Here is a 22,734-nt window from a genome sequence, read left to right as displayed (position 1 = left end):
CATCCCCCCGCGGACGGGCGGCGCGGACGACGTCGGGAGCTGGCTGGCACGCACGACCGTCCACCCTAGGCCGCCCCCGCGGCGGGTTCCGGCGCGCCGCTCCGAGGCTGCGGGTGCTCGCCGGTGGGGACGGCCGGGCGCCGGTAGGTTGGCCGGTCGTGGAACAGAGGGCGCTGGGGCGCAGCGGTCTGGTCGTGAGCCGGCTGGCGCTGGGCACGATGACCTGGGGCCGCGACACCGACGGGGACGAGGCTGCGATGCAGCTGACCGCGTTCGTCGACGCCGGCGGCACGCTGGTCGACACCGCCGACGTCTACTGCGACGGCGACAGCGAGCGGATCCTCGGCCACCTGCTCGCCGACGTCGTCCCCCGCTCCGACGTCCTCGTCGCGACCAAGGCCGCCGGCCGGACCGGCCCCGGGCCCATGGGGCGCGGCGCCTCCCGCGGGCACCTGCTCGCCGCGCTGGACGCCTCTCTGCAGCGGCTGGGCCTGGACCACGTCGACCTGTGGCAGCTGCACGCCTGGGACGACGCCACGCCGCTGGAGGAGACGCTGGCCGCCTGCGACCTCGCCGTCTCCTCGGGCCGGGCGCGCTACATCGGCATCAGCAACTTCTCCGGCTGGCAGACCGCGCAGGCCGCCACCTGGCAGCGCGCCTGGCCGGGGCGCACGCCGATCGTGAGCACCCAGATGGAGTACTCGCTGCTGCAGCGCGGCGTCGAGCGCGAGGTCGTGCCCGCCGCCGAGGCCCTCGGGCTGGGCGTGCTGGCCTGGTCCCCGCTGGGCCGCGGTCTGCTCACCGGCAAGTACCGGCACAGCACGCCCTCGGAGTCGCGCGGGGCCTCCCAGCAGTGGCAGGTGTTCATCGACGGGCTGCGCTCGAAGAAGTCCGACCGGATCGTCGAGGCGGTGATTACCGCGGCCGAGGGCCTGGGCACCAGCCCGCTGGGGGTGGCCCTGGCCTGGGTCCGCGACCGGCCCGGCGTCGTCGCGCCCGTCGTCGGCGCGCGCACCGCCCAGCAGCTGCAGGCCTCCCTCGACGCCGACGGCGTCCGGCTGCCCGCGGCCATCCGCACCGCGCTGGAGGACGTGTCCGCGGCCCCGACCGGCTACCCCGAGCGGCTGGCCGAGCGGTGACCGCCGCCGTGCCGGCCCCCGGTGGCGATCCGGTCTTCGCGGCGTTCTGCGCCGCCGGGCTGTGGCCCGGGCTCGGCCGGCGGACGGCGGCGGAGCTGCCCGCGGCCGGCATCACCCGGCCCGACGACGTCACCGCCGACCGGCTGCTGAAGCTCCCCCGGGTCGGGCGGCAGCGCGCCGAGCGGCTGTTCTCCAGCTTCCTGGCCGCCCAGCCCACCTACGAGGTGGTGGAGCTGCTGATCGCCGCGGGCCTGCAGGCCAAGCTGGCCGCGGGGGTGGCCGACGCGCTCGGGCCCGACGCGGCGCGACGGCTGCGCGACGACCCGTGGGCGCTGCTCAGCCTGCCCGGGGTGTCCCTCGCCGAGGCCGACCGGCTGGCCATCGCCGTCCTCACGGGCGCCGACCGGCAGGACGCCCGCCGCGGCCGGGCCATCGTCGGGCTCACGCTGCGCACCGCCACCCGGGACGGGCACACGGTTCTGCCGGCCGACCTGGTCGTGGCCGCGCTGCGCGCCGAGGGCATCACCGACCCGGCGGCCGCGATCGTGGCGGCGGTGGACGGCGGTGAGGTGCTCGAGCACGAACCGCCCATGCCCGAGGACGACGGCGATGCCGACGCCGAGCCCGCAGAAGGACCTCCGTCTCCCCTCCACTCGCAAGCTCGCGAGGGAACCCGGACGGAGGCCACCGACCGCATGCTGTCCCTGGCGCGGTTCGGGATGGCCGAGGAGGCGGTGGCCGAGAACGTCGCCCGGCTGGCCGCCGCCGCGGAGCTCATCGCGGACCCGCTCTCGGTGCGCAAGGTCGCGAAGGGCCTGGACAAGGCGCAGACGGCGGCCGTCGCCCAGGTGCTGGGCAACGGGGTCAGCCTGCTCACCGGCGGTCCGGGCACCGGCAAGAGCCGCACGGTGGCGGCCGTGGTGCAACTGCTGCGCGCCAAGGGCACCGAGATCGCGCTCGCCGCGCCCACCGGCCGCGCCGCCAAGCGGCTGGAGGAGCTCACCGACCACCCGGCGACGACGGTGCACCGGCTGCTCGGAGCCCAGGGCATGACCGGCGGGTTCTCCCGCAACGAGGAGTGGCCGCTGGACGCCGAGGTGGTGGTGGTCGACGAGGCCTCGATGCTCGACGTCGAGCTCACCGCCGCCCTGCTCGAGGCCTGCCCGGACGGCACCCACCTGCTGCTGGTGGGCGATCCGGCGCAGCTGCCCTCGATCGGGCCCGGTCACGTGCTGGGCGACCTCATCGACTCGGGAGCCGTGCCGGTCACCGAGCTGACCACGCTGTACCGCCAGGCGGAGGGCGGCGCCATCGCGCGGTTGGCGACCGGGGTTCGCGGCGGGGAGCTGCCGCCGGTCGACTCCCCCGACCGCGAGGTCGTCATCGTCCCGGCGACCGGCTCGGCCGAGGCGGCCCGCCGCGTCGTGCAGCTGGTCACCGACTCGATCCCCCGGGCCCTGGGCATCGAGCCCGGCGCGGTCCAGGTGGTGACGCCGGTGCACCGCGGGCCGGCCGGGACGATCGAGCTGAACAAGGCGCTCAAGGCGGTGCTCAACCCGGGTGAGGGCACGGTGTTCGGCTTCGACCCCGGCGACCGCGTCGTCGCCACTGCCAACCACCTCGACCTGGAGCCGATCGGGTTCGCCAACGGCGAGGTCGGGGTGGTCACCAAGGCCGGGGAGGGCTCGCTGGACGTCGCGTTCGCCTCCGGGCCGGTGACGGTGACCGGCACGGCGCTGTCGGACCTGCGGCACGGCTGGGCGATCACCGTCCACCGGGCGCAGGGCTCGGAGTGGCCGGGTGTGGTCGTGGTGCTGCCGCCGGAGGCGGGCGGGATGCTGTCGCGCCCGCTGGTCTACACCGCGCTCACCCGGGCGCAGAAGCACCTGTCGATCGTGCACGCCAGCGGCGCGGCCCTGGTGCGCGCGGTCCGCGAGGTCGACGTCCGGCCGCGGCGGACCCGGCTGGCGTCGCTGCTGGCCGAGTACGCCGCCGACCACGCCGGCTGATCAGACGGGGACCGCCTTGTCAGCCGCGGGCGTCGTCCTCGTCGACCGGCACGTCGGCCTCCTGCTCCAGGACGTCGGCCTCGTTGGCCTCCCGGTCGCCCACCGGACGCAGCGGGTCCTCGGCCTCACCGGGATCGGCCGCGAGCTGCTGCTCCAGGGCGTCGGCCTCCGGCACGCCGACACCGGGCGCGACGGCGTCCCCGGCCAGCGCGACGGCCGGCGGGTCGACCAGCGCCTCCTGCTCGGCGCGGTCGGCGTCGTTCGCGGTGCCGGGATCGGTCACGTCGTCCTCCGTGGATCGTGCGGTCGGGTCGGTCCCATCCTGCCGTCCGGCCACCCGTCCGGCGCGGCGTCGGGTGTGAGCCAGGGAACGACCTGATGACCCGCGGGCGACGGAGAGGCACAATCGTGCCGATGGAGGCGACAGGCGAGTACGAGTTCGCGCCGCTGCGGATCCCCCCGGGTACGTCCCGGTCCGCGGCGGCGACCATGCTGAGTCTTCAGTCCGACGTCGGCGGTTGGGAGCTGGCCCGGCTGCAGCTGCACGCCGACGGCACCCGCAAGGTCATCCTGCGGCGCCGTTCGCGGCTGTCCTACCTGCCCGGACCGCACATCTGAGACCAGTGACCGGGGCGCGGCAGCCCCGGCGGCAGGGCCGTCGCCGCGTCGCCCCGGGCGGCCTCGAGCTGCGGCCGGGTGAGGAACAGGCAGACCGACAGGTCGGCACCGCGGACGTCCGCGGCGCGCAGGTCGGCGCCCAGGAGGTCCGCCCGCCCCAGGTCGACACCGCGCAGGTCGGCGCCGATGAGGTAGGCCCCGCGCAGACCGGCCCCCCGCAGCCGGGTGCGGCGCAGGTCGCGGCCCATCAGGTCCGCGCCGCGGCGGTCCGGCCCCGGCGGGGTGCGGACGGCGTCGCTCACCTGCTGCAGCAGGGCCCCGACCTCGGCCCGGTGCGCACCCACGTCGACCGTGCGGAGCACCTCCGCGTCCGAGCCGGCCAGCCGTTCGGTGGCCTCACGGGCCCGCTGGACCGCCGGGTGCAGCTCGGCGGCGGCCGGCAGGGTCGCGGCCTCGGCCAGGTACCAGAGCATCTCGTGCAGCTGGCGCATCACCGGCAGCACCCCGAATTGCGCCGTCGCCAGCTCCGGGGACTCTCGCCAGGTGCGCCCGCCGAAGGTCTGCTGGGTGATCCGCTGGCCGGCGCCGAAGCAGTCGAACACCGTGCACCCGGGGAAGCCCTCGCGACGCAGCCGGTCGTGGATGCCGCAGCGGAAGTCGTCCTGCAGGTGGCGGCACGGGGTGCCCGCGGGCTTGTCGATCGCGAAGTCGGCGGACGCGGCGAAGGCCGGCGCGACGCAGCAGAGCCCGGCGCACCGGGAGCAGTCGGCCGAGAGCCCGTTCCGCGCCGGCACGATCGGCAGCGGGCGAGGCGTCATGACCGGCCTAGCCTAGGCGCGGGCGGGCCGGGTCAGGGAACGAGCACGACCTTGCCGACGGTGCCGCGGTCGCCCAGCCGTGCCAGGGCCTGCGGCGCCTGGTCGAGCGGCAGCACGTCCCCGACCAGCGGGTCGATGAGGCCGGCGTCGACCAGCCGGACGAGCTCCGCGTGGACCTGCGGGAACAGCGCCGGGTCGTGCTTGCGGTACAGCCCCCAGTGCAGCCCGACGACGCTGTAGTTCTTCACCAGCACGTGATTGGCCGGCGCCGACGGGTGGACGCCGCTGGTGAACCCGACGACCAGCAGCCGGCCCTCGAAGGCGATGCACCGCCGCGACCGGTCGAACACCTCACCGCCGACCGGGTCGTAGACGACGTCGGCGCCGTGCCCGCCGGTGATCTCCTTGACGATGGGGACGAAGTCGTCGGTCGTGTAGTCGATGACGTGGTCCGCGCCCAGCTCGCGGCAGATCTCGGTCTTGCGCCCACCGCCGGCCGTGGCGATCACCCGCGCCCCGGCCGCCTTGCCCAGCTGGATGGCGGCCGATCCGACGCCGCCGGCCCCGGCGTGCACCAGGAGCCACTCCCCCGCCTGGAGGTGGGCCCGGCGGTGCAGGCCGACGTGCCCGGTCGAGTACGTCAGGTACAGCGACGCGGCCTTCTCGTCGGAGAGCCCCTCGGGCGCGGGGTAGGCGGCCGCGGCGTCCATCACCGCGTACTCGGCGAACGCGCCCGGCCCGCCGGCCGGCGACCCGACGACGCGCTGCCCGGTCTCGACGATCTCGCCGCACAGCTCGACGCCGGGCGTGTAGGGCAGCGGCGGCTTCTCCTGGTACAGGCCCTGGGCCATGAGGATGTCGGGGAAGTTCAGGGCCGCGGCCCGGACCTTGACCAGGACCTGCCCTTCACCGGGGGTCGGGATCTCGACCTCGTCGAAGCTCATGACCTCTGCTGGGTCGCCGAGCTCGTGGACCCGCCATGCACGCATCCCCCGACCCTGCCAGACGCGAGGTGACCGCCGTCACCTGCCCCCGGTCTGCGCTCGCCGGCCCGTGGCCACCGTGACAGTGTGCGTGGGGACCCGGCCGGCCGACCCGCGAGGAACGCATGAGACAGCACCTGACGGACCCGCTGCGGTTCTTCGCCGCGTTCGTCGCGCACCCGCGCCAGATGGGCGCGGTGCTGCCGACCTCGCGCACGGCGGTGCGGGACATGCTCGACCTGGCCGACGTGACCGCCGCCGACCTCGTGGTCGAACTCGGCGCGGGCACCGGCGTGCAGACCGGCGAGATCCTGGCCAGGCTGCGGCCGGGGGCCCGGTTGGTGGCCGTCGAGATCGACGCCAAGCTGTCCGCACTCCTCGCGAAGCGCTACGCCGACGACGACCGGCTGCAGGTGGTCACCGACTCGGCCGAGAACGTGGTCGCCTACCTGGACGGGCAGCGCGCCGACGTCCTCGTCTCGACCATCCCCTTCACCTCGCTGGACGGCGAGCTCCGCCGGCGGATCCTGGACGCCCTGCCCGCGCTGCTGGCACCGCGAGGGGTGCTGGTGCTCATCCAGTACACGCCGCTGCTCCTGGGCGAGCTGCGCCGCCGGTTCCGCTCGGTGCGCTGGCGGATCACGCCGTGGAATGTGCCGCCGGCCTTCCTGTTCGCCTGCGCGCAGGAGGGGGCCGGCGGCACGTCCTGATCAGGTCGCGGAGCCCGGCTGCAGCGCGCCGGGGACGCCGGCCGTCTCGCCGGTCGGGGTCTTGGCCGCGGGCACGCCCTTGAACTTGTAGGGCACCGCGCCGATGCCGGGCTGGACGATGTAGGCGGCACCCGGCTCGCCCGAGGTCCAGGCGGCGATCATCGCGTCGGCGACCTCCTCGGCGGACAGGATCGGAAAGTTGTTGTCGATGAACGTCTGGCGGATCCCGTCGATGATCGCGGTGTCGGCGAAGCCGGGGCAGATCGCGGTCATGGTGATGTTCTCGTCGATCACCCGCGCGGCCATGGAGCGCACGAAGGTGATCGCGCCCCCCTTGGCGACGCTGTAGCCGGGGTCGGTGGCCAGCGGGGCCAGGCCGGCGAGCGAGGCGGTCACGACGATCGAGCCGCCGCCGGCCCGGCGCAGCGCCGGCAGGGCGGCCTCGGTGCCGTAGACCACGCCGAACAGGTCGACGTCGACGACCTTGAGGAACTCGTCGACGTCGAGGGCCTGGCGCGACTTGCCGGCGATGCCCGCGTTGAGGAAGGCGGCGTCGAGGCGGCCGTGGTCGGCCTCCACCTGCGCGACGACGGCGGCGTTCGCGGCGCGGTCGGCGACGTCGAGGACGACGAACGGGCAGCCGAGCTCGTCGGCGACCTGGCGGTTGCGCTCGCTGTCGAGGTCGGCGAGGACGACGGTGATGTCGAGCGCCTTCAGCTTGGTCGCGAGGGCGCGGCCGAAGCCACCGGTGCCCCCCGTGATCAGTGCGACGGAACCGGGCTTGGGTGTGGGAGCAGTCACAGGGGTCATCAGATCACGCGGCGCGGAGGAACCGGTCCAGCACCCGGACGCCGAAGCGCAGCGACTCGACCGGCACCCGCTCGTCGATGCCGTGGAACAGCGAGGCGAAGTCCAGGTCGGCGGGCAGCCGCAGCGGCGAGAACCCGAAGCACCGCATGCCCAGGCGCTGGAAGCTCTTGGCGTCGGTGCCGCCGCTCATGGTGAACGGCACCGGCCGCGCGCCGTCGTCCTCCGCCTTGAGCGCGGTGACCATCTGGTCGACCAGCGGCCCGTCGAACGTCGTCTCCACCGCCTGGTCGTGCACGAGCCACTCGCGCTGCACGCCCTCGCCGACCAGTGCGGCGAGCTGCCGCTCGAACTCCTCCTCCTGCCCGTGCAGAAAGCGGCCGTCGACGGTCGCGCTCGCGGTGCCCGGGATGACGTTGGCCTTGTAGCCGGCGTCGAGCATCGTGGGGTTGGCGGTGTTGCGCAGGGCCGCGCCGATCATCCGGCTGATGCTGCCCAGCCGGGCCAGGGCCAGCTCGGGTTCGGCCGGGTCGATCTCGATGCCGTAGGCCTCCTCGACCGCGGCGATGAACTGCCGCATCGGCGGGGTGAGGGTGAGCGGGAACCGGTGCGCGCCGATGCGGGCCACCGCCTCGCACAGCCGGGTGACGGCGTTGTCGTCGTGCACGAACGAGCCGTGCCCGGGCCGGCCGGCGGCGGTGAGCCGCATCCAGGCCAGCCCCTTCTCGGCGGTCTGCACGAGGTAGAGGCGCAGGTCGTCGCGCACGGTGATGCTGAAGCCGCCGACCTCGCTGATCGCCTCGGTGCAGCCCTCGAACAGGTCGGGGTGCTCGTCGACGAGGTAGTGCGCGCCGAGCACGCCGCCGGCCTCCTCGTCGGCGACGAAGGCCAGCACGATGTCGCGGTCGGGCTGCACGCCGGTGCGGGCCCAGTCGCGCACCAGCGCCAGGACCATCGCGTCCATGTCCTTCATGTCCACGGCGCCGCGGCCCCAGATGTAGCCGTCCCGCTCCTCGCCGGAGAACGGGTGCACGCTCCACTCCGCCGGATCGGCGGGGACGACGTCGAGGTGCCCGTGCACCAGCAGGGCCGGGCGGCTGCGGTCGGCGCCCGGGATGCGGGCGACCAGGCTGGCCCGGCCCCGCTCGGACTCGTGGATGACCGAGTCGATGCCGGCCTCGTCCAGCTTGCCCGCGACCCACTCGGCGGCGGACCGCTCCCCCGCGCTCGTGGCGGTGCTGCCGGTGTTGGTCGTGTCGATGCGGATCAAGTCCGAGAGCAGCTCGGCGACCTCGTCCTGGGCGCCCACGGGGCTGGTGCTTTCCACGCGCCGAGCCTAGGGGCGCGACGTGCCCGCCGTCGGGAGGCGGTTCCCCCGGGTGCGACCACCGTCACGCCCGCGCGGCTCCCCCGGTGGGGTGAGCACCCCCTGGCCCCACCGAGCGGGCACGCCGATGCCCTGGATGTGAGCGCGAAGCTGAGCCTGCGGGCGCGGGCGCCGGAGTCGGCGGCCCGCAGCTGCGTCCTCATCCTGGTCGTGGCGGCGGTCGCCCTCGCCGCGTTCATCGCCTTCCAGCCGCTGGACTACAGCACGCGGGCGACGGTTGCCTCGTGGTCGGCCGTGGGTCTCGTGCTGCTGGTCGCCCTCGCCGTCTCCCGGGCCTCCGCCGAGCGCCTCGACCGGTTCGGCGTGTGCACGGCCATCGCCGTGGGCGGGGTGTTCCTCATCTGCGGGCTGAACCTCGTCACCCACGATCCGTCGGCGGCCTCGCAGGCGTTCCTGGCGTTCCCGGTGCTCTGGTCGGCCGCGCACCTGCAGCGCGCCGCCGTCGCCGTCGTGACGACGACGGCCGTGCTGGGCAACGGGATGTCGCGGGTGCTCATCCTGCCGCTCGACGAGGCGATGGCCGACTTCACGTACTTCGGCGCCGTCCTCGTGGTCATGGCGGTGATGCTGGTGCGCGCCTCCGCGAGGCAGGACCGTCTGGTGGCGGCGCTGCAGGAGCAGGTGACGGTCGACGCCCTCACCGGGCTGGCCACGCGTCGGGCCTTCGACGGCGCCCTCGAGGCGGCGGTGGGCAGGTCGGCTCCCGGGGGCACGGCGCTGATCCTCATCGACGTCGACTCGTTCAAGTGCATCAACGACACGTACGGCCACCCGGTGGGCGACGACGTCCTCGTGCACCTGGCGCAGGTGCTGCGCGGGCGGGTGCGGTTCCAGGACGTCGTCCTCTCCCGGCTGGGTGGGGACGAGCTGGCCGTCCTCATGCCCGGCTGCACGAGCGACGTGGCGCACCACCGGGCGGAGGACCTGCTCGAGGCGGTGCGCTCGACGCCGATGCGCCTGCCGGACGGCGGCCTGCTGGCGCTGTCGATCAGCGTGGGCGTGGCTCACATGTCCCAGGACTCGGCCGACCGGAGGGGGCTGTACATCGCCGCCGACGCGGCGCTCTACGCGGCGAAGCGGGCGGGGCGGGGCCGGGTGTCGGGCGCCGCGAGCTGAGCGGCGGGGGGTGCTCCGGACGGCGGATCGGTTCCGGTAGTCTTGCTCCGCACTCGTCCGGGTGGCGGAATGGCAGACGCGCTAGCTTGAGGTGCTAGTGCCCTTTATCGGGCGTGGGGGTTCAAGTCCCCCCTCGGACACAGCAGAGAACCCCCACGGTCGGTGACCGTGGGGGTTCTGTCGTCTCCTGCCGGTTGAGCCGTCGGGCGGATCGGCGGGCGGCCTGGCCGTACTCCGCGTCGGTGTTCCCGGGCCGGATCACGACGACGTCGCCGCCGCGCGACTGAGTCAGGCCGACTCCCTCGGTGACGTGCAGGATCTGACCGTGGGCGTGCCGGTGCCACGCGGTGCGGGCCCCGGGGGCGAAGTGAACCGCGTTGACCTTGCCGCGGGAGGCGCTGCCCGGGGCGATGACGTCGAAGAACACGACGCCGGTGAACCACTCCGCCGGCCCCTGGACCGACGGCTGCTCGGGGAGGATCTCCACGTCTGCTCTCTTCTCCTGTGCTCAGGGCTGGACGAGGACCTTGAGCGCCTCGCGGGAGTCCATCGCCTTGTAGCCGGCGGGGACGTCGTCCAGGCCTACGGTGCGGTCGAACACCCGGCCGGGCTCGATGCGGCCTTCGAGCACGTCGGGCAGCAGCTCCTCGACGTAGGAGCGCTGCGCGCCGGGGCCGCCGGTGAGGGTGATGTTGCGGCCGAACAGGTCGAAGCCGGCCGGCGCCTGCTCGTACTGCGGTACGCCGACCCGGCTGATCACGCCGCCGGAGCGCACGACGCCGAGGGCCTGCTCGTAGGCGGGCAGGTGCCCGACGCACTCCAGGACGGCGGAGCTGCCGTGGCCACCGGTGAGCTCGCGGACCGCGGTGATGCCCTCCTCGCCGCGGGCGGCGACGACGTCGGTGGCGCCGAACTCCCGGCCCAGGTCGGTGCGTGCCTGGTGGCGGCCCATCAGCACGATCTGCTCGGCGCCCAGCCGCTTGGCCGCCAGCACCGCGAGCAGGCCGACCGCGCCGTCGCCGATGACCGTCACCGACGAGCCAAGGCCGACCTGGCCGCGCACGGCGGCGTGGTGGCCGGTGATCAGCACGTCGGACAGCGTGAGCAGCGAGGGCAGCAGCGCGGAGTCCTCGCCGACGGGGGCCTTGACCAGCGTGCCGTCGGCGAGCGGCACACGGACGGCCTCGGCCTGCGCGGTGGAGAAGAACCCGCCGTGCTCGCACGAGGTGGTCAGGCCCTCCCGGCAGAACACGCAGGTGTTGTCGAAGTAGGCGAAGGGGGCGATGACGAAGTCGCCGCGGCGGATGGTGGCCACCTCGGAGCCGACCTCCTCGACCACGCCGATGAACTCGTGCCCCATCGGCCGGCCCTGCTCGTCGGCCGGCATGGAGTGGTAGGGGTGCAGGTCGCTGCCGCAGACGCAGGTGCGGACGACGCGGACCAGGGCGTCGCTGGGCTGTTCGACGACCGGGTCGGGCAGCTGCTCCACCCGCACGTCGCCGGCGCCGTACATCACTGTTGCTCGCACGAGTTCGTGCCTTTCTCTCCGGGGTCGGGATCCAGACAACCGCGGGCCACGGTGGCGCGGGAGTGCCTGTCGTTCGGGGTACTGGCGGTGCCCCCCGGCCGGCGCGCCGGTCAGCCGGCGAGGCGTGCCAGGTCGTCCTGCACCGCGGGCGGCTCCTCCGCGACCGGCGGCAGGGTGGCGGGATCGCCGGCCGCGTCCAGCGCGCCGGCACGGTCGGGCGTCAGGGCGCCGAACAATCCGGACCAGTCCGTGGGTGCCGGACCGGCCTCGGCGAACAGCTCGAAGGTCCGGCCGACGGCAGTGTCGGTGAGCAGGCTGCGCACGAGCACTTCGGCGAGCTGGTCGCGGCCGATGCCGCCGTTGCCGGTGTCGGTCTGCTCCAGGACGAGCCGGTCGTCTCCGGCGCCCACGGCGTCGAACCAGCCGGGGCGGACGATCGTGTACGGGGCGCCGCTGGCGCGAACCAGCCGTTCGGAGCGCCGCTTCCAGTCGAGCAGCTGACCGGTGCTGCCGCCGTAGGTGCCGCGGCGGCTGACACCGATGGAGGTCATCAGGGCCAGCCGGGGTGTCCGGCCGTCGAGCGCCTGCAGGACGGCGGCGACGCCGCCGTAGTCGATGGACCGGGCGGCGTCGGGGCTGCCGTTGCCGCCGTGGGTGAACACGATCGCGTCGACGCCGGAGACGGCCGGGCGGAGGGTGTCGGGCTGCTCGAGGTCGCCGGGAACGAGGCCGGCGCCGGGCAGGAGCCGCTCGGCGCGGGCCGGGTCGCGGACGAGTGCGCGGACGTCGAGGCCGTGCCGCTGTGCGGCGGCGACGACGCGGCGGCCGATCCCGCCGGTGGCCCCGACGACGAGGACGGACGTGGGTGAGCTGGGCATGGGATCTCCTCCTGGCGGCGGAGCCGCTCGGTGGTGGGTCGGGTGGGCGGCCCGCCGTCAGTCGACGGGGTCGACGCCGGTGAGCCGGAGTTCTTCGATGTCGATGCGGGCCTGCACGCGGCGCGCCACGGAGTCGTCGATGGCGCCCTCGCGGCGCAACCGGAGCAGGACCTCGCGCTTGCGGTCCAGGAGGGCCAGGCGGAGCCGGCGGTACTCCTCGTCGCGGGCCAGCGGCGACGCCTCGGCCAGCGCCACCGGCCTGGGCGCGGGATCGAGCCCGGCAGCCGCATCATCGTCGGCGTCGGTCCGCTCCGGTCCGGACGTGCGGCGACGGTCGGCGTGGTGGGCCTCGACGAGGCTCAGGTGCTCGGCGTAGTCGCGGGCGACCCGGTCGCGGACCTCGTCGCTGATGCCGTGCTCGTCGGCCAGCTCGGGGATCGCGGTGACCGTGGTGGTGGTCAGCGCCCGCTCGGCCAGCTCCTGTTCGTCGTCCAGACCGGTGTCCTCCGGCAGCCGCGCCCACCGCACCACGACCGGCAGCAGCGGGCCCTGGACCAGCAGCGTCAGCACGATGACGCCGGTGGTGACGAACACGATCTCGTCCCGCCCCGGGAAGGGGGACCCGTTCTCCAGCGCCAGCGGCACCGACAGCGCGATGGCCAGCGAGACCGCGCCGCGGAAGCCCGCGACCGCGCTGACCACGCGGGCCCGGTAGCTCATCCGCCGGGCCCGCTGGGAGGGCCGGCGGTCCAGCAGCCGGATCAGCAGGACACTGAGCGTCTGGAAGACGAACCGGACGACGAGCAGCCCGAGCCACACCGCCACCACGACCCCCAGCAGCCGGCCGACGTGGGCGATGCCCAGGTCCCGGACGACGACCTGCACCTCGAGCCCGATGAGCACGAACAGCGCGCCGTTGAGCAGCTGCGAGCCCAGCGGCCAGGCCGACTCGGTCTGCCGGCGCGACGCCGCGGTGCTGATCCGCGCCGAGGCGTACCCCACGGCCAGGCCGGCGACGACGACGGCGAGCACGCCGGATGCGCTGATCAGCTCCGCCAGCAGGTAGGCGACGAACGGGACGAGCAGCAGGCCGATGTTGATCGTCGTTGCGTCGCGCAGCGGCCGGAGCAGCAGGTACGCCGCGCCCGCCACCGCAGCCCCGACGGCCACCCCGCCGAGGTAGGACCGGGCCACGAGGCCGGTGACGTCGAGTGCGGTGTAGTCGCCGCCGACCGCGATCCCGACGGCGATGGCGTAGACCACCAGCGCGGTGCCGTCGTTGGTCAGGCTCTCGGCCTTGAGCAGCATGAAGTTGCGGTGCGGCAGGGTGCGCCCGAGCGCGGCGACGGCGGTGGCGTCCGGGGGCGCGACGGCGGCCCCGAGCACCAGTGCGGCTGCCCACGGGATGCCGAGGGCGTGCGCGATGCCGGCGACGGCGAAGGCGGTGGCGACCACCAGCAGCGTGCTCATGATCAGAATGCCGCGGAAGTCCCGCCGGATCGACCGCAGGGACGTGGTCAGGCTCTCCCAGAACAGCATCACCGGCAGGAAGATCAGCAGCACCATCTCCGGGTGCAGCTCGATGTGGCGCAGTTCGGGGACGAACCCCAGCGCGACGCCCAGCAGCAGCAGGAGCAGCGGGGTGGCCATCCGCAGGCGGGGTGCCAGCACGGTGCCGGCGAAGACCGCGGCGCCCAGCGTCACGGTGATCTCGAGGCCGTTCATGGCCTGCCCTCAGTTCTCGTCATCGGTGTGCGGGCGCCGTCGCTCAGCGCCAGGTGGAAGCGACGCTGCTGGCCGCGACCCAGGCGCCGTCCTGGTGGCGGTAGGTGATCCGCAGCCGCAGCGGCCAGGTGCCGTGACCGCCCCAGATGGTCGCCTCGGTGCTGGTGCGGGCATTCAGCACCGGGGCGTCCCCGGACACGTCGACGGACACGTCGACGTCGGCCATCGAGTGGTAGGTCATCTGTCCGGACCGGACGTCGGCGAGCCACTCGGCCTTCGGCTGCCGGTAGCCGGTCATGTGCACCAGCGTGAAGTCCTCGGCCAGCAGCGCGCCGAGCGCGTCGGCGTCCCCGGCGACCATCGCCCGGCACTGCGCCGCGTAGTTGGCGAGGACCGCGTCGCGGACGTCGGTGTCGTCGGTGTCGTCGGTGACCACGGTCAGGCCTCGGGGATCTCGCGGCCGAAGTTCGCGCGGGTGACGTCGGCCGGCTCCGGCCCACCGCGTACCCCGGTGTCGAGGGCGTCGATGGCGGCGAGCTGCTCGCCGGTGAGCTCGAAGTCGAACACGTCGAGGTTCTCGCGGATGCGGGACGGGGTGACCGACTTGGGGATCACCTGGCGGCCCTACTGGATGTGCCAGCGGAGCATGACCTGCGCGGGCGTCTTGCCGTGCGCGGCCGCGATCCTGCCGATGGTCGGGTCCTGCAGCGTGCTGCCGTGCGACCCGTCGCGGTAGAACGTGATGCCGCCGATCGGCGACCACGCCTGGGACAGGATCCCGTGCTCGGCATCGAGGGCGAGCAGCTGCGACTGCCGGAAGTACGGGTGCACCTCGATCTGGTTCACCGACGGGACCACCGACGTCTCGGCCAGCAGCCGGGTGAGGTGCTCGGGCATGAAGTTGCTGACCCCGATGGCGCGGACCGCACCCGCGGCCAGCAGCTTCTCCAGCGCCTTGTAGGCACCGATGGTGAGCTCGAACTCATCCGGCAGCGGCTGGTGCAGGATCAGCAGGTCGACCTGGTCGAGTCCCAGCTTCCCGGCGCTCTTGTCGAACGCGTGCAGCGTCTCGTCGTAGCCGTAGTCGCTGATCCAGATCTTGGTCTCGACGAACACCTCGGAGCGGTCGATCCCGGACCGCCGCAGCGCCTCACCGACCTGCCGCTCGTTGCCGTAGGCCGCGGCGGTGTCGATGTGCCGGTAGCCGACCTCCAGCGCGGTCTGCACGGCGGTGACGGTCTCGTCCGGCGGGGTCTGGAAGACGCCGAACCCGACGGACGGGATCTGCACGCCGTTGTTCAGGGTGAAGGAAGAGCCGCTCATGACTCCAGCCTCTGCCCGCCGACGCGGGCCTGGCAGTGCCTGTCGTTCGGGGTACTGGCAGTGCCCCCCGGCCGGTGCGTACCCATCAGGCAGCCGCCCGGACGGCCGGCCGCTCAGCGGCGGACGAGCGCTGCTCACGGTGGCTGCGCGCGGCCGGCACCAGGACGACGAGGACCACGAGCAGCGCCACGGCCAGCAGCACGCTGGCGGCGGTCAGCGCGGCGCCGACGTGCTCGGCCACGGCCGCCGGGCCGGTGAGGCCGGCCCCCGCGCCGGCGGCGACCGCGGACAGCACCGCCAGCCCGAGCGCCATCCCGAGCTGATGGGCGGTGTTGATCAGCCCCGACGCGGCCCCGGCGTCGGAAAAAGCCACCCCGGCGATGCCCGAGCTGGTCAGCGGGGCGAAGGCCAGGCCCTGCCCTCCACCGACCAGCACCATCGGCAGCGCCACGGAGGACAGGTAGCCGTCCTCGACGCCGGCGCGGCTCAGCCAGACCATGCCGACCAGCGTGATCAGCACGCCGGCGGCGAGCAGGACGGCGTCGGACAAGCGGGTGCGCAGCCGCGGGATGGCCAGCGCGACCCCGAAGTTGACCAGCGACATCGGCAGGAACCCGAGCCCGGCCTGCAGCGGGGTGAAGCCGAGCGCGTCCTGCAGAAGCTGGGTGGTGAAGAAGAAGAAGCCGATCATCGCGCCCATGTACAGCGCGCGGGCGGCGTAGGCGCCGCTGCGCTCGCGGCTGGCGAACAGCCGCAGCGGCATCACCGGCTGCGCCACCCGCGCCTCGGTGACGACGAGGGCGGCCAGCAGCAGGACACCGACGACGAGCGCCACGATTACCCGGGCCGAACCCCAGCCGGCCTCACCGGACTCGATGATCCCGAACACCAGCGCGCCCATGCCCAGCGTCGCGCAGAGCGCGCCGACGACGTCGAAGCGCCCGCGCTGCCGCGGCGTCTCGGTCAGCACCGCACGGGCGCCGACGATCATGGCGACGGCGATCGGCACGTTGACCAGGAACGCGGCCCGCCAGGAGATCAGGTCGGTGAGCGCGCCGCCGACCAGCAGGCCCAGGCTCGCGCCGATGCCGACGGTAGCGGCGTACCAGGCGACCGCGCGGGTGCGCGCCTCGCCCTCGAAGTAGGCGGTGATCAGCGCCAGCGACGTCGGCGCGACGATCGCGGCGCCGACACCCTGCAGCGCGCGGGCAGCGATCAGCCACCAGCCGGTCGGTGCCAGCCCGATCAGCAGTGACGCAGTACCGAAGACGCCCAGGCCGATCACGAACAGCCGCCGCCGTCCGACGAGGTCCCCTGCCCGGGCACCCAGCAGCAGCAGACCCCCGAAGACCAGCGTGTACGCGTCCTGGACCCAGGACAGGCCGGTCGGGCTCAGGTCCAGCCCTGCGCGGATGCTGGGCAGGCCGGTGAAGATGACCGAGTTGTCCAGAAGGATCATGAAATAGCTGATCAGGATGATGGCCAGGATCGCGCCTGGCTTGCTGTTCCGGGGCACGCTTCCAGTGCACGGCGTCCGGAGCGGGTGCGGGAGTTCCGGTCGTTCCGGGTACTGGCAGTGCCTCCCAGCCGGTCCGTCGGCTGCCTACCGTGGAGACATGAGCAAGGCCGAGCTGAACGCGGAGATCCGCGACTTCCTCAGCACCCGACGCGCCCGCATCACCCCCGAGCAGGCCGGCTTGCCGGCCTACGGCGGCAACCGCCGGGTCAAGGGCCTGCGCCGCGAGGAGGTCGCGATGCTCGCCGGCGTCTCGGTCGACTACTACGTCCGCATGGAGCGTGGCGGCCTTGCCGGCGCCTCGGAGAGCGTGCTCAACGCCCTGGCCGAGGCGCTGCGGCTCGACGAGGCCGAGCGTGATCATCTGTTCGCCCTCGCGCGCGAGAGCGGTGCACACGGCGCCCAGCGCAAGCGCGCCGCGCCGACCGCGGTCCGCGCGGGCGTCCAGCAGATGCTGGACGCGATGACCGACGCGCCGGCCTGGGTACGCAACGGCCGGCACGACATCGTGGCGATGAACCCGCTGGCCCGGGCGCTGTACTCGCCGGTCCTGACCACCCCGCGCCGCCCGGCCAACACGACCCGGTTCGTGTACCTGGAGCCGGACGCGGCCCGGGAGTTCTTCGTCGACTACGACCGGATCGCCAACGACGCCGCCGCCATGCTCCGGCTGGAAGCAGGCAAGAACCCCGGGGACAAGGCGCTCATCGAGCTGGTGGGCGAGCTGTCCACCCGCTCGGAGCTGTTCGGCCGACGGTGGGCCCAGCATGACGTGAAGTTCCACCGCAGCGGGCAGAAGCGGCTGCGCCACCCCGTCGTCGGCGAGCTCGACCTGGACTTCGAGGGGCTGGAGCTCGCGTCGTCGCCAGGGCTGCACCTCAACGTCTACACCGCCGCCGCTGGCACGCCGACCGCCGACGCCTTGAAACTTCTGGCTTCCTGGGCGGCCTCGCACGACGACCTGCCCTCTGAGAGCGTCGCGACGCCCGCGACCTGATAGGGCTCCATCTGCGCACAGGTTCGACAACGCCGTGCGCGCGGGTCCGAGGAGTCAGGTCATGACCACTCGCCCTCGCAGCGGTCGAAGCGCATGTCAGTCAGGTGATCGACGAGGTGCGCACACGGCGATCCCACCACCCGCCCAGCGTCTGGCCAACGCTGCGCTGCGGTCGGGCGGAGCGCGGCTGCGGTACCGAGGGGACATCGACGCACCGGGCCTCACGAGGGCAGGCCACGTCCGATGGGATGCCGCCCCACCGTGGATCTGGTGAGCCAGCCGTTCTCGTGGCCTGCTTCCGACCAGGCCGTGGCGCCTGGCTCTGCGGCGGCGTAGCGTCGGCGACGGCCGATTCGGGTGACCCCCCCCGCCCGCTCCTCTACTTCGTCGCTGCGCCTCACACGCCGGCCACCGCCGCAGCGCTTCCGGAGGAGGCGACACCGCGTGACCACTGCGGCCGCCTGCAACCAACACCAGTCCGCCGACCACCAGCACGTCCACGGCACGGGCTGCGGCCACGAGACGGTGCAGCACGGAGACCACGTGGACTACGTCCACGACGGGCACCGGCACGCCGACCACGAGGGCCACTACGACGAGCACGGCGACACGGACTGAGACAGGTCCGGCCGACGGCGATGACCTGAGGAGCGGGCTCCCCGTCGACACCCCTTCGACCGGGCGTGCTCACCGCGCGCCCGGCGTGCCCCTGCCCAGGGAGGGCACCGTGAGACATTCCCTCTGGATGCGCGCACTCCCCCTCGTGCTGCTCGCCCGAACCGCGCCGAGGGCCGGCGTGCCGACCGCCCCTCGGCGGGTCCCGGCGCATGCTGCACCCGAGGGCGACGGCGTCGTGGTGGGCAGCGGACCGGTGGTGGTGGACGCCTACATCGACTTCCAGTGCCCCTTCTGCCGGGCTTTCGAGCTGTCGTCGGGGGACGAGTTGCGCGCCATGGCGGCCGACGGCCGGACGACGCTGGTCTACCACCCGATGGATTTCCTGGATCACGCTTCGACGAACCACTACTCGTCGCGCGCCGCCTCCGCCTCGGGGTGCGCCTCCGACGGTGACCGGTTCGAGGACTACGCCCGGGTGCTGTTCGCCAACCAACCGCCGGAGGGCGGCCCGGGGCTCACCGACGACCAGCTCGTCGAGCTCGGGACCAGCGTGGGCCTCACCGATCCGGGCTTCGTCCAGGGCGTGCCCTCGCACCCCTACGTGCCGTGGGCGGACTACGTCACCCAGCGCGCGCTGGCCCGCGGCGTCAGCGCTACCCCCACCACGCTGGTCGACGGGGTGCCGGTGCCGGCCAACGCGCGAGCGATAGCCGCCGCCGTGGCATCAGGAGCCCGCTGAGCCGCGTCGACGGATACCCGCCGGTCTCCGGTGAACCGGTGGCCCCGGGAGGCCCCGGCACCCCGGACCCAAGAACACCCGCATGACGTCACGCACAACCGCCACCGCTGTGCGCCAGCGGGCATCACGCTGGCCCGCCCGGTTGACGGTCAGGCCGGTGCGGATGGTGGGCTCGTCCTCGAGAGGCAGCACGAGAAGGGTTCTGCCCGGGACTCCGGTCCTCGCGAGGCGATGGTCTCCACCTGGCGCGGTTGGTGGAGTCGGCAGGGAGCGACCTGCTGCGATACGGCTGACGGTGCGGAGTTCAGGGCGCCTGACCGCCGTCCCGCGGTCGGAGCAGGCTGACCAGCGTCGTCGTCCCGGACTCGTCGGTGACCTTCAGTGCAGCGCCCTGAGGGTTCTGGTCGACCACCAGGTCACGCGGGTGGTGGATCACGTGGCGGAGCACGACCGGGTAGCGCTGGTCCTTGCCTCCGACGGCGACCACCAGCACGTCGTCCCTGTCGTCGTAGGTGACGCCCTCGAACGGCAGCCGCTCCACCATCTGGTTGTCGCCGATCTCGGGGTCGAGCACCTCGATGGTCACGTCGTAGTCCGGGTACTCGGAACTCAGCTGGGCGGTGAGCCTGCTCCACTCCGTGCGCTGTTCGGGCGAGGTCACGGCCATGACTCCCTGCGGTGTCGGTCGGGCCGCATGGGCTGAGCGGATCTCGCGGTGTTCCCCGGAGCCACGAGCAGTAATCATCTCCGTCCCGTGTCCCGGGAGCGCTCGTCGCGACGGCAGCCCTACCCCGCCGAGAACGTGTATGTCGTGCCGACGGCGTTGGGGATGAACGCGTCGGACAGATCGGCGGCGAAGCGGTTCTGCGCCTTCCACCCCGTGCAGTGGGCAGGCACGAGCACGTCGGGCGCCAGCTCGGCGAACGCGTTCACGGTCGGCTCGATGATCGGCTCGAACGCGGGGCCGGTGAGGTGGAACCCGCCGAGCATCGCGTGCAAGCGATCGGTCCCGGTGAGCCGAAGGGCATGCCGGGCGATGTTGACCGCACCGGCATGGCCGCATCCGGTGAGCACGACCAGGCCCCTCCCGCGGACCTGCACCACGAGCGCCTGCTCGTCGACGATGAGCGGGTCGGGCTCCCATCTGCCGTTCCGGTGGGCCTCGTGAAAGGGCAGCCCCCGTTCGAAGTCCGTCGTCCGGTCCACCTCGCCGGTGATGAGGACGGCGCCGTCGAGCAGCAAGGAGGGCTGGCGCCGCTCGATCACCGTGAACCCCTCCCCCTCCAGTGCGGAGCGGCTCAGAGTGGGCAGCTCCCACGGCGGCCCGCCCGGCGTCACGAACCGGCGGCGGCTCCAGACGAGCGGGTGCACCGTCAGCGGCGGCGGTCTGCCCCGACGCATCCGGGCGAGGCCGATGAACCCGCCGGTGTGATCCACGTGCCCGTGGCTCAACACCACCGCCTCGATCGCGCCGGCATCGACCTCGAGCCGTTCGGCGTTGAGGCCGACCCCGTCCGGACTGACCCCGGTGTCGAACAGCAGGGTGTGCGTGCGCTCTCCCCGCCGAACCGTCACCAGCGCCGAGAATCCGTGCTCGGCGATGAGCCCGGGGTAGGTCCGCCGCTCCTCGAAGTGGGGTGCGGGCACGGTCGGCAGACGGCCGAGCGGGGCGCGCCGGGCGGGTCCCACGTCGGTCATCAGCCCGTCGTAGCTGTTGTCCATCAGCATCGTGACGACGACGTCGTCCACGGGCTCGAGCGCGATCGGGTCGACCGCCGGGCCCTCTGCGGGTCTGGGAGCGGACCGACGGGCCGCCGCCTCGGAGCCACCGCCGTCGCACATGGAGTGCCTCCCGCCCGTCACCCGGACGTCGTCGCGCGGACCGTGGCCTGGTCCCCGGACCCAGCCTGCGCCCCCGGCGAGATGCGGCAACACGGGTCCACCGGTCCCGGGTCTCCCGGACGCGCACGAGCGTCGTCCCCCGTTCCAGCGCTCAGTGAGAGCGGTCAGCCGGCGAGCACCGCGCGGGCGGCGGCGCGCGCCGCCGCGGGGTCGTCCGCGGCCAGGGCGGCCTCTGCCGCGCGCTGACAGGTCGCGAGGTCGACGGTGGCCAGCCGCGCACCGACCCGGGCCACGGCCGAGGTGGCGCAGGACAGCGACGTCACGCCGAGTCCGACGAGGACGCACCCGAGCAGCGGGTCTGCTGCGGCCTCGCCGCACACCCCGACGGGCTTGCCGGCCCGCTCCCCCGCCGCGGCGGTGAGCGCGACCAGCTGGAGGAGCGCCGGCTGCCACGGGTCGGTGAGCTCGGCCAGGTCGGCCGAGAGCCGGTCGGCCGCGAGCGCGTACTGCGAGAGGTCGTTGGTGCCGATGGACAGAAAGTCGACGTGCGCGAGCAGCCGCTCGGCGTGCAGCGCCGCCGACGGCACCTCGATCATGACGCCCGGCACGAGGCCGCGGGAGCGCACGGCAGCGGCGAACGCGGCGGCCTCGGGGACGGTGGCCACCATCGGCGCCATCACCCACGGCGTCGAGCCCGTCCGGGCGGCCGCCTCGGCCACGGCGTCGAGCTGGCGCTCGAGCAGCCCGGGATCGCGGCGGGCAACCCGCAGCCCCCGCACGCCGAGCGCCGGGTTCGCCTCGTCCGGCGGGGTGGCGAATGCCAGCGGCTTGTCCGAGCCGGCGTCGAGCGTCCGGACGACGACCTTCTGCCCCGGGAAGGCCGCGAGCACCTCGGCGTAGCCGGCCGCCTGCTCCTCCACCGAAGGTTCCTGTGCCCGGCCCAGGAAGGCCAGCTCGGTGCGGAAGAGCCCGACACCCTCGGCGTGGGCCCCGGCCGCCGCCCGCGCTCCGGCTCCGTCCTGCACGTTCGCCAGCACCTGGACGACGTGGCCGTCCTTGGTCCGGCCGGGGCCCGCGTAGGAGGCCAGCGCCTCGGCGGCCAGTCGCGCCGCCTCGACCCGCGTCCGCGCCTCCTCGGGCTCCGGGTCGACGGTCACCGTGCCCTGCTCGCCGTCGATGAGCACGGTCGCGCCCACCGGGACGTCGTCCAGCCCGCCCACGCCGACCACGCACGGCAGGCCGAGCTGCCGGGCGATGATCGCGGTGTGGCTGGTCGTGCCTCCCAGGCGCGTCGCCAGACCGAGGATGCGCGTGGGATCGAGGCCGGCCGTGTCCGCCGGCGCCAGGTCGTCGGCCAGCAGGATGGAGGGCTGCTCGGGAGCGGGCACGCCGGGCTCGCCCTGCCCGGTGAGCTCGGCGACGATGCGGTCGCGGACGTCGCGGACGTCCGGGACGCGCTCGGCCATGAGGCCACCCAGCGACTCGAACATGTCCACGAACTGCTGTGCCGCCTGGACGGCGGCCAGCGGGGCCGGGACGCCCTCGTCGATCTTCTGCTCCGCCACGGTGCGCAGCGCCCGGTCGCGGGCGATGCCCGCCGTGGTGCTCAGGACCTCGGCGCTGACCCCGGTGGCGGCCGCGGCGCGGGTGGTGAGCCGCTCGGCCACGACCTCGGCCGCGGCCCCGTACCGGGCCTTCTCCGCCTCCCGGTCCGCCTCCGGGACGGGCGTCCCCTGCTCCTCGGGGAGCCGGACGGCTCCGGCCGGGCGCACGACCGGCCCGACGGCGGCCCCCGGCACCACGGGCGTGCCCGTGAGAACGGCGGGACCGGTGGTCGCGGGCGAGGAGACGGTGGTCGACATGGAGACCTCCACAGAGAGGGTGGCGAGCGGGCCGGTCTGGTGATCAGGGTCACGAAACAGTGTTGACTTGTCAATGAAACAGACGTAGAACAACACAACCACAACGCCAAAGCCACACG

At 73.8% G+C, this 22,734-nt stretch carries 24 protein-coding genes and 1 tRNA gene; 9 read left to right on the top strand and 16 right to left on the bottom strand.

Annotated features, from left to right (window positions below; translation table 11 throughout):
- Positions 1 to 158 precede the first annotated feature (158 nt).
- Both DQ239_RS01785 and DQ239_RS01780 read left to right on the top strand, forming a co-directional pair.
- Positions 159 to 1,139 (top strand): aldo/keto reductase, encoded by a 981-nt coding sequence (locus DQ239_RS01785; protein WP_113832532.1) that lies wholly within the window; start codon positions 159 to 161, stop codon positions 1,137 to 1,139.
- Positions 1,136 to 3,148 carry an AAA family ATPase gene (locus DQ239_RS01780; RefSeq protein ID WP_233488621.1) on the top strand — a complete coding sequence of 671 codons (2,013 nt, stop codon included), beginning with the start codon at positions 1,136 to 1,138 and terminating at the stop codon, positions 3,146 to 3,148. Before DQ239_RS01785 ends, DQ239_RS01780 begins: the two co-directional genes overlap by 4 nt.
- Positions 3,149 to 3,167: 19 nt before the next feature.
- On the opposite strand, the gene DQ239_RS01775 is transcribed toward DQ239_RS01780, so the two are convergent.
- Positions 3,168 to 3,431, bottom strand: a complete 264-nt coding sequence (locus tag DQ239_RS01775) for a hypothetical protein (protein WP_199582471.1) — start codon at positions 3,429 to 3,431, stop codon at positions 3,168 to 3,170.
- 131 nt (positions 3,432 to 3,562) lie between these two features.
- Between DQ239_RS01775 and DQ239_RS01770 the strand changes: the two genes are divergently transcribed.
- A complete protein-coding gene (locus tag DQ239_RS01770; protein ID WP_113832680.1) occupies positions 3,563 to 3,766 on the top strand; it encodes a DUF5703 family protein in 204 nt (67 codons plus the stop codon).
- Here DQ239_RS01770 and DQ239_RS01765 read toward each other — a convergent pair.
- A complete protein-coding gene (locus tag DQ239_RS01765; RefSeq protein WP_113832531.1) occupies positions 3,742 to 4,584 on the bottom strand; it encodes a pentapeptide repeat-containing protein in 843 nt (280 codons plus the stop codon). The two genes, DQ239_RS01770 and DQ239_RS01765, sit on opposite strands and share 25 nt — an antisense overlap.
- 32 nt (positions 4,585 to 4,616) lie before the next feature.
- Positions 4,617 to 5,573, bottom strand: a complete 957-nt coding sequence (locus DQ239_RS01760) for an NADPH:quinone oxidoreductase family protein (RefSeq protein WP_113832530.1) — start codon at positions 5,571 to 5,573, stop codon at positions 4,617 to 4,619.
- A 119-nt stretch (positions 5,574 to 5,692) separates the two neighbouring features.
- Between DQ239_RS01760 and DQ239_RS01755 the strand changes: the two genes are divergently transcribed.
- Positions 5,693 to 6,277, top strand: a complete 585-nt coding sequence (locus tag DQ239_RS01755; protein WP_113832529.1) for an rRNA adenine N-6-methyltransferase family protein — start codon at positions 5,693 to 5,695, stop codon at positions 6,275 to 6,277.
- Here DQ239_RS01755 and DQ239_RS01750 read toward each other — a convergent pair whose 3' ends face one another.
- Complete coding sequence (locus DQ239_RS01750) at positions 6,278 to 7,078, bottom strand: SDR family NAD(P)-dependent oxidoreductase (RefSeq protein ID WP_113832528.1); 801 nt, start codon at positions 7,076 to 7,078, stop codon at positions 6,278 to 6,280.
- 13 nt (positions 7,079 to 7,091) lie between these two features.
- On the bottom strand, positions 7,092 to 8,411 hold the full coding sequence (locus DQ239_RS01745) for a M20/M25/M40 family metallo-hydrolase (protein ID WP_113832527.1): 1,320 nt from the start codon (positions 8,409 to 8,411) through the stop codon (positions 7,092 to 7,094).
- 138 nt (positions 8,412 to 8,549) lie between these two features.
- Here DQ239_RS01745 and DQ239_RS01740 point away from each other — a divergent pair, with 138 nt between their 5' ends.
- Together DQ239_RS01740 and DQ239_RS01735 are read left to right on the top strand one after the other, a co-directional pair.
- Positions 8,550 to 9,587, top strand: a complete 1,038-nt coding sequence (locus DQ239_RS01740; protein WP_233488620.1) for a GGDEF domain-containing protein — start codon at positions 8,550 to 8,552, stop codon at positions 9,585 to 9,587.
- Between the two features lie 55 nt (positions 9,588 to 9,642).
- A tRNA-Leu gene (locus tag DQ239_RS01735) sits at positions 9,643 to 9,727 on the top strand.
- Here the strand turns inward: DQ239_RS01735 and DQ239_RS01730 are convergent.
- The 8 genes from DQ239_RS01730 to DQ239_RS01700 all read right to left on the bottom strand — a co-directional run bounded on the left by DQ239_RS01730 (position 9,709) and on the right by DQ239_RS01700 (position 16,557).
- Positions 9,709 to 10,074: a hypothetical protein gene (locus DQ239_RS01730; protein ID WP_199582468.1), complete on the bottom strand. Its 366-nt coding sequence runs from the start codon at positions 10,072 to 10,074 to the stop codon at positions 9,709 to 9,711. The two genes, DQ239_RS01735 and DQ239_RS01730, sit on opposite strands and share 19 nt — an antisense overlap.
- A gap of 21 nt (positions 10,075 to 10,095) precedes the next feature.
- Positions 10,096 to 11,115, bottom strand: a complete 1,020-nt coding sequence (locus DQ239_RS01725; RefSeq protein WP_113832526.1) for an alcohol dehydrogenase catalytic domain-containing protein — start codon at positions 11,113 to 11,115, stop codon at positions 10,096 to 10,098.
- A 110-nt stretch (positions 11,116 to 11,225) separates the two neighbouring features.
- Complete coding sequence (locus DQ239_RS01720) at positions 11,226 to 11,993, bottom strand: SDR family oxidoreductase (RefSeq protein ID WP_113832525.1); 768 nt, start codon at positions 11,991 to 11,993, stop codon at positions 11,226 to 11,228.
- A 57-nt stretch (positions 11,994 to 12,050) separates the two neighbouring features.
- Positions 12,051 to 13,718 carry a Na+/H+ antiporter gene (locus DQ239_RS01715; protein ID WP_113832524.1) on the bottom strand — a complete coding sequence of 556 codons (1,668 nt, stop codon included), beginning with the start codon at positions 13,716 to 13,718 and terminating at the stop codon, positions 12,051 to 12,053.
- A gap of 43 nt (positions 13,719 to 13,761) precedes the next feature.
- Entirely contained in the window at positions 13,762 to 14,154 is a 393-nt protein-coding gene (locus tag DQ239_RS01710; protein WP_113832523.1) for a nuclear transport factor 2 family protein, read from the bottom strand.
- Between the two features lie 2 nt (positions 14,155 to 14,156).
- Complete coding sequence (locus DQ239_RS21335) at positions 14,157 to 14,333, bottom strand: hypothetical protein (RefSeq protein ID WP_348519317.1); 177 nt, start codon at positions 14,331 to 14,333, stop codon at positions 14,157 to 14,159.
- A 9-nt stretch (positions 14,334 to 14,342) separates the two neighbouring features.
- Complete coding sequence (locus DQ239_RS01705) at positions 14,343 to 15,041, bottom strand: aldo/keto reductase (RefSeq protein WP_348519316.1); 699 nt, start codon at positions 15,039 to 15,041, stop codon at positions 14,343 to 14,345.
- An 85-nt stretch (positions 15,042 to 15,126) separates the two neighbouring features.
- On the bottom strand, positions 15,127 to 16,557 hold the full coding sequence (locus DQ239_RS01700) for an MFS transporter (RefSeq protein WP_199582465.1): 1,431 nt from the start codon (positions 16,555 to 16,557) through the stop codon (positions 15,127 to 15,129).
- 100 nt (positions 16,558 to 16,657) lie between these two features.
- On the opposite strand from DQ239_RS01700, the gene DQ239_RS01695 reads away from it, so the two are divergent.
- The 3 genes from DQ239_RS01695 (at position 16,658) to DQ239_RS01685 (ending at position 18,911) form a co-directional block, all read left to right on the top strand.
- Positions 16,658 to 17,554, top strand: coding sequence for a helix-turn-helix transcriptional regulator (locus tag DQ239_RS01695; RefSeq protein WP_113832522.1), 897 nt, complete (start codon positions 16,658 to 16,660; stop codon positions 17,552 to 17,554).
- 444 nt (positions 17,555 to 17,998) lie between these two features.
- Positions 17,999 to 18,172 carry a zinc transporter permease gene (locus DQ239_RS01690; RefSeq protein WP_113832521.1) on the top strand — a complete coding sequence of 58 codons (174 nt, stop codon included), beginning with the start codon at positions 17,999 to 18,001 and terminating at the stop codon, positions 18,170 to 18,172.
- Positions 18,173 to 18,299: 127 nt separating this feature from the next.
- Positions 18,300 to 18,911, top strand: coding sequence for a thioredoxin domain-containing protein (locus tag DQ239_RS01685; RefSeq protein WP_113832520.1), 612 nt, complete (start codon positions 18,300 to 18,302; stop codon positions 18,909 to 18,911).
- A 304-nt stretch (positions 18,912 to 19,215) separates the two neighbouring features.
- On the opposite strand, the gene DQ239_RS01680 is transcribed toward DQ239_RS01685, so the two are convergent.
- The 3 genes from DQ239_RS01680 to ptsP all read right to left on the bottom strand — a co-directional run bounded on the left by DQ239_RS01680 (position 19,216) and on the right by ptsP (position 22,615).
- Positions 19,216 to 19,572, bottom strand: coding sequence for a DUF5335 family protein (locus DQ239_RS01680; protein WP_147251959.1), 357 nt, complete (start codon positions 19,570 to 19,572; stop codon positions 19,216 to 19,218).
- Positions 19,573 to 19,697: 125 nt separating this feature from the next.
- Complete coding sequence (locus DQ239_RS01675) at positions 19,698 to 20,660, bottom strand: MBL fold metallo-hydrolase (protein ID WP_199582462.1); 963 nt, start codon at positions 20,658 to 20,660, stop codon at positions 19,698 to 19,700.
- Between the two features lie 257 nt (positions 20,661 to 20,917).
- On the bottom strand, positions 20,918 to 22,615 hold the full coding sequence (ptsP, locus tag DQ239_RS01670; RefSeq protein WP_113832517.1) for a phosphoenolpyruvate--protein phosphotransferase: 1,698 nt from the start codon (positions 22,613 to 22,615) through the stop codon (positions 20,918 to 20,920).
- Positions 22,616 to 22,734 lie beyond the last annotated feature (119 nt).

It is taken from the genome of Blastococcus sp. TF02-09, from assembly GCF_003319105.1.
Taxonomy (GTDB): Bacteria; Actinomycetota; Actinomycetes; order Mycobacteriales; family Geodermatophilaceae; genus Blastococcus.
This window is presented reverse-complemented; position numbering and strand designations above follow the sequence as displayed.